Below are 13532 nucleotides of genomic sequence, written 5' to 3' on the forward strand. Positions count from 1 at the left end.
TCAGACTGCCGTGTGCAGCCGGTTACTTCTTGTAGACGATCTCGAAGTTGCCGCCGGGGTTGTGCGGCGTGCCCCAGACGGCCACTTCACGCCGGTACGGCAGCGGGATCTGGGCGTTCTTCTCTTCGATCTCGCGTGCGACGCGGTGGCCCGTGAAGGTTGCGTCCGCAATCAGGCGCGGCGCTTCGGCGTCGCCGATCAGGTACACGGCCTTGATGCCCTTGCCGTCCCATTCGCCCTGGCGTTGCTTCAGTTCGCGATACAGCCCGTCGTTGGAGCGGCGGCCCGTCACGAGCACGAGCGAATCGAATTCGAGCCAGCGGTGGGTCTTGTTCGCGTCGCGCGGCAGTTGGCCCGCGCCCTTGTAGGTGCGGCGGGAGCCATCGCCCCAGATGTTGTAGATCTGGATGCGGCCGGGCTCGATGCGGGTCGCGAAGTGATCGCCGAGTTCATGCACGCCCAGTTCATGCAGGCGGCGCATCATGTTCGGATATTCGAGCGTGAAGTGCATGTAGTTGGCGAGATGCACGCCACTGACGATCGTCACTTCGTGACCAGCCGCGGCGAGCTTTTCAGCAAGACTCGGCGCCATGAAGTACGTGTCGGCATTCAGGATCACGACGCGCTTGCCGATCGGCTTCTTGCCGGCAATCACCTGTTCCGGCGTCAGCTGGTCGGGCTGCGACGCATCGGCGCCCGGAATCGGGTCGTGCGTGAGGCAGTTGGTGCCGTCGCCCACCCAATGCGCGCCCGTTGCGATCACCACCTTCTCGGCGCCGTAATCGAGCACGTCGTCGGCCGTGAGCGGCTTCTGACCCAGCGCAAGCTGGCTGTGGCGGTTCTTCTTCAGGAGCTTGGTGATCTGCGTCTCGCGGTAGTCGCGGTGATAACCCCATTCGCCGAGTCCCGGCAACGTGACCACGCTGTTCAGATGGCCGCCGATCTTGTCGGCCTGATCGACGAGGTGAACCGTGTAGCCGCGTTGCATCAGCACGCGCGCGCATTCGGAGCCGGACGGGCCCGCGCCGACCACGAGGACGGAATCGTTCGAACCGCACTCGGCGAATTTTTCGGGATGCCAGCCGCGGCGGTACTCTTCGCCGGCCGTCGCGTTCTGCGTGCAGATCATCGGCGGGCCGCCGATTTCCCAGCGCGAGATGCACACATTGCAGCCAATGCAGACGCGGATATCGTCGATACGGCCTTCGTCGACTTTCTTCGGCAGGAACGGATCGGCAATCGACGGACGGGCCGCGCCGATGATGTCGGCGATGCCTTTGGTGACGATCTCGGTCATCTTTTCAGGGTCGGTGAAACGGCCGACGCCGAGCACGGGCTTCTTCGATACCTGCTTGATAAAGCGTGTCCACGGAATCTGGTGGCCCTGCAAATTGAAGCGCGACGGGCCGGCATCTTCGCCCCATTCGGCGATGTCGCCCACATCGACGTCCCAAAGGTCGACGAGCGAATCGGCCATCTCGACGAACTTCATGCCGTCCTTCTCGACTTCGATGCCGCCGCTGCCGTACAGCGAGTCGACGGCAAACCGCGTCGCGATCGCGCAGTCGCTGCCTACTGCGCGGCGCACTTTCTCCAGCGTTTCGAGCCAGAAGCGCGCGCGGTTTTCGAGCGAGCCGCCGTAGCCGTCGGTGCGCTTGTTGTAGTACGGCGAAAGGAATTGCAGCGGCAGGTACGAGTGCGCGCCGTACACATAGACGATATCGAAGCCGGCATCGCGGGCGCGCAGCGCCGCATCGACGTAGAACTGCTGGACGTCGCGGATGTCGTCGAGATCCATCTCCTTGCAGTACGTCAGCGTCTCGAACTCGGACGCGTACTGGCTCGGACCGCGCGGTGTCGCGCGGCTTTCCATGCAGGGGGCGTGCGCGCCGCCATACCACATCTCGATGCCCGCCAGCGCGCCGTATTTGTGAACCTCTTCCGTCATCGCGCGCAGATTGCGCACGTCGCCTTCGTCCCAGATGCGTGCCGACAGACGGTGCGTGTCATCCGACTCCGGGTGGATCGAGCAGTATTCGGTGTTCATCGCGGCCCAGCCGCCTTCAGCCTTCATCGAGCGGTGCGCTGCCTGAAAGCCCGGCAGGTTGCTGCCTGCGCCGATACAGTGCGGAACCTGATAGAAGCGGTTGCGCAGGGTCTTGGGGCCAATCTGGATCGGCTCGAACAGCACGTCATGACGGGGATCGCGGGGCATGGATTGTGTCTCCTTTAAATTGGACTACATGAGACAAAGGCGGGGCCCCGGTTGGGTGCCCTGGACAGTTGTTGTACTTCGCTCTGCCTCTGTCTTTCTCGTTGGGTGGCGGAACGCCGTGCGTCGTATGGCGCCCGCCGCCGTATCGTGGGTACTGCGGGTCAGGCGGCGACGCGGGTGCGCAGGCGCATCGGGTCGTAGAACGGTGTCTTGCTGACGACGCCGCTGAACTTGCCCGCCGCATCGCGAATCTCGAGCTTCGTGCCGAGCGCCGTGTGGTTCGGCTTCAGGTGCACCATCGCAAGCGACTGCATCAGATAGCGGCTGAAAATCGCGCTGGTCACGACGCCCACCTGCTCGTCGCCGATATAGATCGGCGAGCCGGCGCTCACGGCCGCATCGTGCTTGACGACGACACCCGCCTGCTTGACGCGCTCCTTGCCGCGCGCCGCGAGCAGGGCGGTCTTGCCGACGTAGTCGCCCGCCTTGTCGAGATCGACCATCCAGTCGAGATTAACTTCCCACGGCGTGGTGTCGCCTTCGGGCATGTCGAACGGATAGAAGAGCAGGGCGGCTTCGACACGCGCGATTTCAAGCGACATCCACGAAGCGGGCACGGCGCCGTACGGCTTGCCTGCGTCGAGAATGGCGTCCCACAGCGCGACGGCGTCAGTCGACGCGCACGATACTTCGAAGCCCTGTTCGCCTGAATAGCCGCCGCGCGAGACGATGATCTTGCGGCCGAAGAGTTGGGTTTCGACGTGTGCGAAATAAGGCAGCTTGTTCAGTTCGATGCCGATGTGCGCTTGCAGGATGTCGGTCGAGCGCGGACCCTGCAGCGACAGCATATGGACATCGAAATCCTGACGCCATTCGACGTTGCGCTTGTGCGCGGCGCGCTCGAGCTGCGTCTGCGTCGTGCCGCCGCCGTGCGAGAGACGGAAATGCTGCGGAGCATCGTAGATCACCATCAGGTCGTCGCAGAGGCCGCCGTGTTCGTCGACTTCAGCGGCGAGCCGGGCCGTGCCGGGCTTCATGCGGCTCACGTCGATCGCGCAGAGGCTGTCGATCACGGCGGCGGCATCGGGGCCCGTCACGCGCACGATGTTCAGTGCGCTGATGTCGTAGAGGCCGGCTGCCGTACGCACAGCGACGACGTCGTCATACGGATCACCCGAGTAGTACCAGGGAATCGGCATGTCGTTCCAGGAATCGCCATCGAGCTTCGAGCCAAGCTCACGATGACGGACGTTGAGAATGGATTGCCTTGTCATGATGTTTTCCCGAAAGTGGAACCCGTTTCTGGGGATGACTGCACGCGTGTCGTGTTGCGAAGGCGGTGGTATCGGACGGCGTGACTACGCCCGTATCGATGACCGCAAGTCTCTGCTGTTCAATTTCGACCCACAATCGCCCGGTGGCACTACCTCCCGGGGGGTAGTGCGTGCTACTCCGGATGCGCCGGTGCAATCAGGGAAAGAGGGCGTGCAGCGTCGATATGAGACTGCAACGTTACCGAAAGAGGTTGGTAAAGAAGGCGGGAAAGCCAATGCTGGCGCGGCTTGCGCAGCGACACACCGGGATCTCGCCGCGATGCTTTTGACGCGCCGGGCAGGGTAGCGGGAGGCAACCATTACTGCGCAGGGACTACCCCCACTGAATCATTGATAACGGTTTATTGCCGGCCGATGCTTCTTCCATGAATGCAACGACGCGAAGGCACGGCATGGCTTGCCGCTCGCGTCCACCCGCATCCATCCACCCGGACCTATGGAGGTGTCGACGGCATGAATGCATCGAGAACGATCCCCGTGCGTGTCACGCACGTCGAGCCGGTGACGCAAGACGTGCGACGCTTTACGCTCGAGAGCGCCAATCAAAGCCGCCTGCCGGCGTATTCGGCAGGCAGCCACGTCGTCGTGACGATGCGCGGCAAGGAGCGCATCTGGCGCAACGCCTATTCGCTGACGACACCCGCCGGCGCACGCGACGCGTATCAGATCATGGTGCGGCGCGTGCCTCAGTCGCGCGGCGGCTCGGCCTTCATGCACAGCGAAGTGCATGAAGGCAGCGAACTCGAAATCTCGATGCCGTCGAATTTCTTTCCGATCGCACGATGCGGCGCCAAGCACGTGATGATTGCAGGCGGCATTGGCCTCACACCGTTTCTGTCGATGCTGCCCGAGCTGGCGCAGGCGCGTGCCCGTGTCGAGATGCACCTGTGCTGCCGCCCGGAAGACGAAGCGGTGTTCACGGAGATAGTCGCGAAGCGCACCACGGGAGGCGTCGCTGTCTACACCGATTTGTGCGATGCGAGAGAACGCTTTGGCGACATGCTCGCTGCGCAACCGGCCGGCACGCATCTCTATACCTGCGGGCCCGAAGGCCTGATGAATGGTGTGGCGCGCACGGCGCGTGAGTTGGGCTGGCCTGCCAGCCATTTTCACCAGGAGAGCTTTGGCGGCGGCTCGCATGGCGAGCCTTTTGTCGCCGTGCTGGCGCAAAGCGGCCGCGCGATTCGCGTGCGCAGCGACGAGAGTTTGCTGGAGGCGCTGGAACGCGAGGGCGTCGACGCGCCCTACATGTGCCGTGGCGGCGCATGCGGCACGTGCGCGCTGGAGGTGCTCGACGGTGAACCGGATCATCGGGATTTCTGCCTCGGCGAAACCGAGCGGGCCACGGGAGGCCAGATGCTGCCGTGCGTGTCACGCGCGCGGGGCGAGCGTCTCGTGCTGAACATCTAGGCAAGGGGGCATCATGGCAATCGATTTCAAGACCGACGAAACCTTCCGCGATACCTTCACGTTCCGGAACAGCGACGAAGCGATCCTGCGCTTTCCGTTTCCGTTTCCCGAGGACAAGTACATGTACTCGGTCAATATCGAGCCGCATGTGAAGGACGGCAACTCGCCCGTGTTCCGGAGCACGTTCGATATCGACGAACACTATGTCGCCGAATGCCGCGAACGCGCGCTGATGCTCGAACGCGATCCGCGGCGCTGTCAGGTGCTCGATCACATGGGTCCGGCGCAATGGGACACGCTCGAACTGATCATGGAAAGCCTCGCCGAAGACTACCCCGGGCATTTCTTGCTGGAGCGCAACGGCGACCAATGGAAATGGACTAACCGTCCGCTCGGGCTCGAGCAGAGCTTCACATTCGGTGACGACAGCACGTTGCCCTGCGCGCCATTCGAGTACATCACGCGCCAGGCGCAAGGCGATTTCGTTCTGATCGACCAGCGTGACGACAACCTGTTCATGGACGGCGGCATGGTCACGACACAGGCCGACTGGTCGCTCGATTTCGACCTGGGGATGAACTTCGTCGAATGGCATGGGCCTGTGCCGCTTGCGCATCAGGCGGGCATCTTCGAGCGCGCGCTCAAGTTTCTGTTGCGCATGCAACTGGGCGCGCCCGTGCGCCGGTTGAACTGGACGATGACGGTCAATCCGCGGCTGGATACGTCGCCCGAAAGTTACCCCGAATGGGGCCCGGACCGGGCGAGCGTGACGCCGCAAAACATCGGCGACAAGCTGCATCTGCGGGTGGAATTGCAAACGCTGTTCCGCCTTCCGCGCAGTAACGCGATTCTGTTCGGCGTGCGCTGCTATCTGATTGCGCTCGGCGACCTGGCGCGCGTGCCGAAGTGGGGCAAGCGGCTGCATCGCGTGCTCTCGTCGTTGCCGCCGGAACTGGCGGAGTACAAGGGCATCACACGCTACCGGCAGACGGCCGTCGACTGGCTCGCACCGTTGGACGACGGCTCGGCATTGTCGGGCGGCACGCATCCCGAAGTCGACCGTCTCGGGGTGGAGTTGGTGTAGGTACTGCGGGTACTGCGTCACGGGGTTATACGTCTTACTCAACTACAAGCTGTTGCAGTGTTTCCTTCCCGCGTTCGCGCCGCCACGGCGCGGCCGGGCGCATTCACGCGGAACGATTCCCACAATCGGCATTCCACCCCAAAAGGAAGACAGTTATGAGCGCGGTCTCCGAAGACTATGCCGCCGAAACGGCGGACGGTACCTTACATCGAAAGATCAGCTGGACGGGTGCATTCTGGGTGGCGAGCGGCGTGCCCGCGCTCGTGCTCTTTTCAATCGGCTCGATCGCGGCGACGGTCGGCAAGCTGTCGTGGGCGGTATGGATCGTCTCGATTGGCCTTGGCTTTATTCAGTCTTTCTCGTATGCGGAGATCGCCGGGCTGTTCCCTCACAAGTCGGGCGGCGCCTCGGTCTATGGCGCGATTGCGTGGGTGCGCTATTCGAAGCTGTTCGCGCCGCTGTCGGTCTGGTGCAACTGGTTCGCGTGGTCGCCCGTGCTGGCCATCGGTTCAGGGCTTGCGGCGGGGTATATCCTCTCCGTGCTGTTTCCAGCTGATGCGGCGATCAATACCTGGCAGATCACGCTGGTGAGTCTCGACTGGCTCCGTTCGGGCCTGAGCCTGCGGATCAACTCGACCTTCATACTCGGCGCGGTGGTGCTGCTCATCACCTTCGCCATCCAGCACCGCGGCATTCTGAACGCCGCGCGAATCCAGACGATACTGGGCATTGCCGCCCTGGTTCCGCTGATCCTCGTCGGCACAGTGCCGCTCTTTAGCGGCGACCTGCCGCTGCACAATCTGCTCCCGCTCGTGCCGTTTGCGAAGGACAGCGCCGGTCAGATCGTCGACGGCAGCTGGAATCGCGCGGGCATCACGCTGATGGCGGGCGGGCTGTTCATCGCGGCGTGGTCCACCTACGGCTTTGAAACGGCCGTGTGTTACACGCGTGAATTCCGCAATCCGAAGGTCGATACGTTCAAGGCCATTCTGTATTCAGGCCTCTTGTGCATCTTCGTGTTTACCATCGTGCCGCTGGCGTTTCAGGGCGTGCTGGGTCTCGGTCATATGGTGACGCCCGCCGTCAAGGATGCCGCCGGCAATATCGTCACGCCCGCTATCTATGACGGCATGCTCTCGCCCGATATCTATAGCGGCATGGGCGTCGCGAAAGCCATGGCGCCGATGATTCACGGCGGCCTGCTGGTCGAGCGCGTCCTGATCGTGATGCTGGTGCTGGCGCTCGTGCTGGCGATCATGACATCGATGGCGGGGTCTTCGCGCACGCTCTACCAGGCATCCGTCGATGGCTGGTTGCCGAAGTACTTGTCGCATGTCAACGAACACGGCGCGCCGACGCGAGCCATGTGGACGGACCTGTGCTTCAACCTGGTCCTGCTGCTGATGTCGGACTATGTGTTCGTGCTGGCGATGTCGAACGTCGGCTACATCATCTTCAACTTCCTGAACCTGAATTCCGCGTGGATTCACCGGCTGGACCGCCCGGACTGGAGCCGGCCGTTCCGTGCGCCAAACTGGCTGCTCGCGCTCGGTACGCTGTTCTCGTTCGTCAATCTTGCGCTGCTCGGCATGGGCGCGGATATCTGGGGCGCGGGCACACTCGTCTCGGGACTGTGCTTCGCTGCGCTGATCGTGCCTGTGTTCCTCTTCCGCCACTACGTGACCGACAAGGGGCATTTCCCCGAGGCGATGAAAGAGGACATGCAACTCATCGGCTCACAACGCGTGGCGCGGCGCGCAGGCATCCTGCCGTACGTGACCGTGGCGGCCGGCATCGTGGTGATCGTGGTGACGCATAGCCTCGCCATCTACTAAACCTCTTGCGCAACGGATGGAACAGTCATGACGTCGACCAACAAAAGCCGGCCTGAATACAGGCCGCTGGCGCCCGACCTGCACGGCACGCGCCACTGGCTCGTGACGAACGGAGCGAGCGCCGAGGATCGCGTGCGCGTGAGCCTTGCGCTCGCGGGGCTCTCGCCGATGAGCATGTGGGAGGTGAGTGACCCCACAAGGCACGGTGCGGGTATCACGTTCCACGGTGTGAAAGAACGCACCTTCGCCGACGAAGCATCGCTTTACGCCGCGTTCGACCTGGCGCTGCGCGATACGACGACGGCGACGATCGGCTTGCGCATCTATGTGCTCGGCAGCGAGCCGTTCATCTGGTCGATCCGGCGCATCGCGCAGCACCATGCGCTTGCGCCGGAAGCTGTCCAGGTGCAGCACAGCGGCACGTTGCAGCGGCGCGTCTACTGCATTCACTGCCACGCGTTCAACGATCCCGTCACACGGAACGTGGTCGCCTGCTGCGGTTGCGGGCGGCAGCTCCTTGTGCGCGATCATTTTTCGCGGCGCCTTGCTGCGTTCATGGGTGTACAGGCGGATGCCGAAGTGCCCGGCGAATTGCCCGCCATCTCTCAGCCGTATCTGTAGTCCGCTGTCGTTCTTCCCCAGTCTGATCGAGATGCTCATCGCGCCGTTTTGACGGCGCGATGTGTACGCGCATGGACAGCCGCACGCCGGGTGTCCCGCTACCTGTTTGCCAAGAGGAGACTCCAATGAAATCCGCGCTTCGCGGCGCCGCATGTGCGGCGTTGTGCCTTTGTGGAAATAGTTATGCGCAAAGTTCCGTCACGCTCTATGGCGTGCTGGATGACGGCTTGAATTACACGAGCAATGCGGGTGGACACCATGCCTTCGCCATGGTGAGTGGCGATACGGCGGAAACCAGTTTTGGCCTGAAGGGCAGCGAAGATCTGGGCGGGGGACTCAGTGCGATCTTTACCCTCGAAAGTGGCGTCAATCTGAATAGCGGTCAGCTTAACGAAGGCGGCCGCCTGTTCGGAAGACAGGCATTCGTTGGCCTCGCCTCGACATCCGCGGGCACGCTGACGCTCGGCCGACAGTACGATGCGACCGTCGACATGTGGAGCCCGTTCACCGCCGCAGGAAACTCGATTGGCGATCTGGCGGCCCATCCGTTCGACAATGACAATGCGGATTACGATTTCCGGCTTGGCAACTCCGTCAAGTACGTCTCCCCGACACTGTATGGTTTTCAGCTGGAAGGCGTGTACGGCTTCAGCAACACGACCAACTTCTCCGCGAATCGCGCCTACAGCGCAGGGCTGACTTATAGCGCTGGCCCGCTTTCCCTTGCGGTCGCCTACCTGCATCTGAACGGAGTCGGTACTACGGCGGACGGGGCGGTTTCCTCCGACGCCGTGTTCGTCGCGCCGAAGCAGCAGAATATCGATGCCGGCGTGAAATGGACGTTCTCCGAAAACGCCAACGTCTCGCTCGCGTATTCGCACGTCGACGTGACTTCACCCGCCGCAAACGCGTATGCGCCGAATATCGGAACGCAGACGTGGACATCGTGGAAATTCGATAACGTCGAGATCAACGGGCAGTATTACTTCATGCCGGACCTCTCGCTGACGGGCGCCTACACGTTCACGCATGGACGGCTTGAATCCGACGCGGGAAGCGACAGTCCGAACTGGCATCAGGTCGCACTCATGCTGAACTACAGCCTCAGCAAGCGAACCTCGGTTTACCTCCAGGGCGCATGGCAACACACCAACGCAAGCACGGGAACGGATCTCGATGCCGCGCATATCATTGGTTCGAACGGCCTGTCCTCGTCGGGAAATCAGGTGGTCGCCCGAATCGGCTTGTCGCAGAAGTTCTAGCCTGGCAGCCGCTCAACGACTGGTTGCGCCACTGACGCCGCGTGCCTTATGAGCGGCCAGCGCGGCGGGCACGAAGTTCAATACCACACGCGAGCCCTGTTCGGCCGGCTTCAGTTCGAGCCGACCGCCGAGGCTGCGGGCGCGCTCCCGCATGATCGCGAGGCCGTAGTGATGTTCATCGCCCTGGGTGCGGTCGATACCCCGGCCGTCGTCGTCGATCGACACGGTCATCGAGTGGCCGTCCGACATCAGTTGCACCTGGGCCGTCGTGGCGCGCGCATGGCGGATCACGTTGGTCAGCGCCTCACGCACGATCTGCGCGACGTGCATCTCTTCATTGACCGTAAGGCGCATGCGCGGCACACGGTTGTCAATCGAGATTTGTACCTCGCTGCGCGAACCGAATTCTTCGGCAAGATCTTCGAGCGTGGAAGCGAGGCCGTGCGCATGCATCGGCGAGCGGAAAGTGGTGAGCAGTTCGCGTAGCTGCCGATAAGCGCTGTCGATGCCTTCGCGGATGCCTTGCGCGATTTCGGCGATGTCACTCTGCGAGAGTTCGGGCGGCAGCACGGCTTGCAGGCGGGCAAGCTGGATCTTCATATACGACAGCGATTGCGCGAGCGAGTCATGCAGTTCACGCGCAATGGAATTGCGCTCCTCGAAGAGCGCCATGCGCCGGTCGCGCACGTCGCGGCTGACGTTCGAGATCGCATGCGCCAGCACGCTGGCAATCGTTTCCAGCAGATACAGGTGGCGCTGCTCGAAGTGCGTGTCCGGCTCGCCTTCCGCGATGAGCACGCCATAGGTGGCGAGCGGCACGCGCACTGGCGCGGCCAGCACACGCGGTGGTACTTCGCCGTCATCAAGGGGCGAAAACGTGTGGGTGCCGACGAGCGTCATCAGTTCACTCGTGACGCGTGCGCGCACGATGGACGGCACATCGCCGTTCGGGGAAACGACGGAATCGACATCGAGTAGCTGGGCGGTCGATTCCGTCATCACCAGCGCAATGCGCTTCACCCGCAGGACGCCGACGAGTCGTTGCAGCAGGGCTTCGAGCGTGCGGCCCGAGGGCTCTTCTTCGGCAAGCTGTGCGCAGATGTGATGGAGCAGTTCGAGCGACTGGTCGGCGAAGGCAATGTAGTCTTCGACGATCCGTTTGAGCTGGGTCGATTCATCCTGCTCGGTGCGCAGCCGGACGGCGAGCTGCGCCTGGAGCTTGAGCAGGCGGTCAATTTCATCACGACCTTGCGGTACCGTCTGCCCGGTTTCCGCCAGCGCCCGCAAGGCCGCGTGCGGCCGCGTGACGAGCGCGCGGCGCGCGCCCCATGCAAGCGACACCACGCCGAAGATCAACAGGAAAGCCGTACAGGCCTGTAGCAACCCGAGTACGGCCGAATGCACCTGGGCCTGGTAAGCGACCTGGACGCGCAGTGCTTTGAGTGCCGCGAGCGTTTTGGCGGGCTCGGTGTCGGGCGCAGCCGGTACTGTCGAGGCGGGCAACAGCGTCGCGATTTCAGGCGTAGGCGCGCCGCGTTGCCTCCAGTCGTTCAGTAGCGTATCGTTGCGGACAAGCGAATCGGCCAGCTCAGTCAGCGCATTTGCCGTGTCTTGCGAGCGTGTCTGCAGTGTCGCTGCCGTGGTGCGCAATCTCACGGCTTCGTCGAGTGAGAACAAAGTCTGCCGGAAGCCTTCATATCCTCCTTTCTGCATGAACGCGCTCACATAGAGCAGCGCAATCAGGGCGACGATGCAGGCGAGCAGCGAGCAGACCTTCGCGTAGAGCGGATAGCGGTGAACGGTCGCGGACTGGTCGGTAGTCATGGGCAGGTGAAGTAGTAGAGCGCAGCGCTTACGATCAGTGATCCTGTTTTTCGAAGCGAGAACGTCATGTCGGTTTATCTGTTCGCCACGGTTTTGTTGGCTGCGGTAGCTGCATTGGTGATTCCCAGACTTGGCTACAGTCCCGGCAGCAGTGATCTATTGTATGTCTCGATTGGGCTGGCAGGGGGGCTTGCGGCATTTCTGCTCTTCATGGCGTATGGCGCACGCCGTACAGCGCCGCGCGCCGCGCGCGCGCGCCAGTCGCCCGAACTGGGCGCTTTTGCCGCCAACCTCTCCACGCCCGCCGTGCTGCTCGATAACGACGCGCTCGTGTTCGTCAACAGCGCGTTTCTCAAACATGCCCACTGGGAGTCGTACGCGGACGAAATTGTCGGCATGCCGTTTAGCAATCTCGTGCATCCGCAATCGTTACTCGATCTGACCGCGTTGCTCACGCAATCGCGCGATGGTGAAGAGCGCACCTCGGGTTCTCTGCGGATCGCCTATGGCGACGGCAGTTTTCGTTTGCATCCCGTCACGGCGCTGCGCGCACGTGGATCGCGGATGACGCTGCTGCAGTTTCCCGCTCCGTATTTGAGCGCGGACGCGCAGCGTAGCGAAGTGCAACTCCTGCACCACTGCCAGGAAGCCGTTCTGCAATTGCCTCAAGCGCTGTTTCGTGTCGACCGCGAGTTGCGTCTGGTCTTTTCTAATCCCGCGTGGCGCAGTCTCGTGCGCGCCGTTGGCAGCGACGCGGAGCTCAAGCTGTTCTCGTCGTATTTTCACCCGGAAGACGCCGAGACACTGAACGCACGCGTGAAAGTATTGCTCGATGGTCACCTGAGCGAACTGGTAACGGAAGCGCGGCTCATCCGCGCTGACAATACGACGGCGCACGTCGAACTGCGCTGCCACGCCGTGACCAATGACGAAGGCATTCTGGTCGGCGCCGTCGGTCTCGCGACGGATATCTCGAACCGGCGGCGCAACGAAGATGCGTTGCGTGCAAGCCGGCGCAGCCTGCGCACGCTGCTGTCCAATCTGCGCGCGATGATCTATCGCGGCCAGAACAACCGCGACTGGTCGATGGAGTTCGTCAGTGAAGGGTGCTTTGAACTGACCGGCTATGAGGCGATCGAGCTGATCGACGAAAGCCGGATCACATTCCGCTCGCTGATTCACCCGGACGACCGCGAGTTCGTCTGGAATGAGGTGCGGGCTCGCGTCCTGGCTCGCGAACCGTATGAGCTGACCTACCGGATCGTGGACCGTTCGGGACAGACCAAATGGGTTTGGGATCAGGGCTGCGGTGTCTATTCGGCACGCGACGAACTGATGGGGCTGGAAGGGTTCATTGTTGAAGTCGCGCGCAGGCAGATGGTCGAAGAAAACGCCAACCGGCGCTTGACGTTCGAGCACTCGACGGGGCTCACCAGCGTGTCGATGCTCATCGACCGGATGGAGTTTTCCGCGGCCATTTCGTTGCGAACCACGCTGCCCTGTGCAATTTTCGCGATCAACGTAGGCGAACTCGAACAGGTGGCGACGCGCTTTGGTCAGGACTACGCCGATCGGGTGCTGATCGAATTCGGCAGGCGGCTCGAGGTGACACAAGGGCAACTCAACTGCGCAGCGCTGCTCGACCCGCACGTGTTCGTGGTGCTGGTCGTCGATTTCAGCGCGGACGCGCTCGGCTGGTGCGGCAACGCGCAACCATTGGCGCAGCGCATGACGACCAGCCCGGACGCGGCGCTGGACGAACTCCGGGACAATCTTCGGAGATTGATCGAGGCGCCCGTTCGGGTGGAGGGCCATGAGTTCCGGGTTTCAACGCGTGTGGGCTGCGCATCGATTGGCGACGGCACGATCGACCCGAAGAAAGTGCTTGATCACGTACTAGCCGCTTCAGGCTGGGAAGTCGGTGGCGAGGCGGGCGCGGACAAGTGA

The 13532-nt window shown here is 62.6% G+C and carries 9 protein-coding genes; 6 read left to right on the forward strand and 3 right to left on the reverse strand.

Annotated elements, in window-relative coordinates; all coding sequences use genetic code 11:
* Positions 1-22: 22 nt before the first annotated feature.
* A complete protein-coding gene (locus tag SB822_RS24340; protein ID WP_410855787.1) occupies positions 23-2215 on the reverse strand; it encodes an FAD-dependent oxidoreductase in 2193 nt (730 codons plus the stop codon).
* A 161-nt stretch (positions 2216-2376) separates the two neighbouring features.
* Positions 2377-3489, reverse strand: a complete 1113-nt coding sequence (locus tag SB822_RS24345; protein WP_410855788.1) for an aminomethyltransferase family protein — start codon at positions 3487-3489, stop codon at positions 2377-2379.
* Between the two features lie 513 nt (positions 3490-4002).
* Between SB822_RS24345 and SB822_RS24350 the strand changes: the two genes are divergently transcribed.
* From SB822_RS24350 to SB822_RS24370, 5 genes are all read left to right on the forward strand, one after another.
* Positions 4003-4959, forward strand: a complete 957-nt coding sequence (locus SB822_RS24350) for a PDR/VanB family oxidoreductase (RefSeq protein ID WP_410855789.1) — start codon at positions 4003-4005, stop codon at positions 4957-4959.
* A 13-nt stretch (positions 4960-4972) separates the two neighbouring features.
* Positions 4973-6043: a heme-dependent oxidative N-demethylase family protein gene (locus SB822_RS24355; RefSeq protein ID WP_079487188.1), complete on the forward strand. Its 1071-nt coding sequence runs from the start codon at positions 4973-4975 to the stop codon at positions 6041-6043.
* Positions 6044-6198: 155 nt separating this feature from the next.
* Positions 6199-7878: an APC family permease gene (locus SB822_RS24360; protein ID WP_410855790.1), complete on the forward strand. Its 1680-nt coding sequence runs from the start codon at positions 6199-6201 to the stop codon at positions 7876-7878.
* A gap of 27 nt (positions 7879-7905) precedes the next feature.
* Entirely contained in the window at positions 7906-8499 is a 594-nt protein-coding gene (locus SB822_RS24365; protein ID WP_410855791.1) for a dimethylamine monooxygenase subunit DmmA family protein, read from the forward strand.
* A gap of 125 nt (positions 8500-8624) precedes the next feature.
* On the forward strand, positions 8625-9761 hold the full coding sequence (locus tag SB822_RS24370; protein ID WP_079487187.1) for a porin: 1137 nt from the start codon (positions 8625-8627) through the stop codon (positions 9759-9761).
* 12 nt (positions 9762-9773) lie between these two features.
* Here the strand turns inward: SB822_RS24370 and SB822_RS24375 are convergent, their stop codons facing one another.
* On the reverse strand, positions 9774-11585 hold the full coding sequence (locus SB822_RS24375) for a histidine kinase (protein WP_007585703.1): 1812 nt from the start codon (positions 11583-11585) through the stop codon (positions 9774-9776).
* 66 nt (positions 11586-11651) lie between these two features.
* On the opposite strand from SB822_RS24375, the gene SB822_RS24380 reads away from it, so the two are divergent.
* The gene (locus SB822_RS24380) at positions 11652-13532 is read left to right on the forward strand and encodes a PAS domain-containing protein (protein ID WP_007585702.1); all 1881 of its coding nucleotides are present in this window, start codon (positions 11652-11654) and stop codon (positions 13530-13532) included.

This window comes from Paraburkholderia sp. SIMBA_054, from assembly GCF_046534875.1.
Taxonomy (GTDB): Bacteria; Pseudomonadota; Gammaproteobacteria; order Burkholderiales; family Burkholderiaceae; genus Paraburkholderia; species Paraburkholderia hospita.

Coding starts and splice junctions, on each gene's coding strand:
- SB822_RS24340 (WP_410855787.1), bottom strand. CDS start 2,215: ATGCCCCGCGATCCCCGTCATGACGTGCTGTTCGAGCCGATCCAGATT.
- SB822_RS24345 (WP_410855788.1), bottom strand. CDS start 3,489: ATGACAAGGCAATCCATTCTCAACGTCCGTCATCGTGAGCTTGGCTCG.
- SB822_RS24350 (WP_410855789.1), top strand. CDS start 4,003: ATGAATGCATCGAGAACGATCCCCGTGCGTGTCACGCACGTCGAGCCG.
- SB822_RS24355 (WP_079487188.1), top strand. CDS start 4,973: ATGGCAATCGATTTCAAGACCGACGAAACCTTCCGCGATACCTTCACG.
- SB822_RS24360 (WP_410855790.1), top strand. CDS start 6,199: ATGAGCGCGGTCTCCGAAGACTATGCCGCCGAAACGGCGGACGGTACC.
- SB822_RS24365 (WP_410855791.1), top strand. CDS start 7,906: ATGACGTCGACCAACAAAAGCCGGCCTGAATACAGGCCGCTGGCGCCC.
- SB822_RS24370 (WP_079487187.1), top strand. CDS start 8,625: ATGAAATCCGCGCTTCGCGGCGCCGCATGTGCGGCGTTGTGCCTTTGT.
- SB822_RS24375 (WP_007585703.1), bottom strand. CDS start 11,585: ATGACTACCGACCAGTCCGCGACCGTTCACCGCTATCCGCTCTACGCG.
- SB822_RS24380 (WP_007585702.1), top strand. CDS start 11,652: ATGTCGGTTTATCTGTTCGCCACGGTTTTGTTGGCTGCGGTAGCTGCA.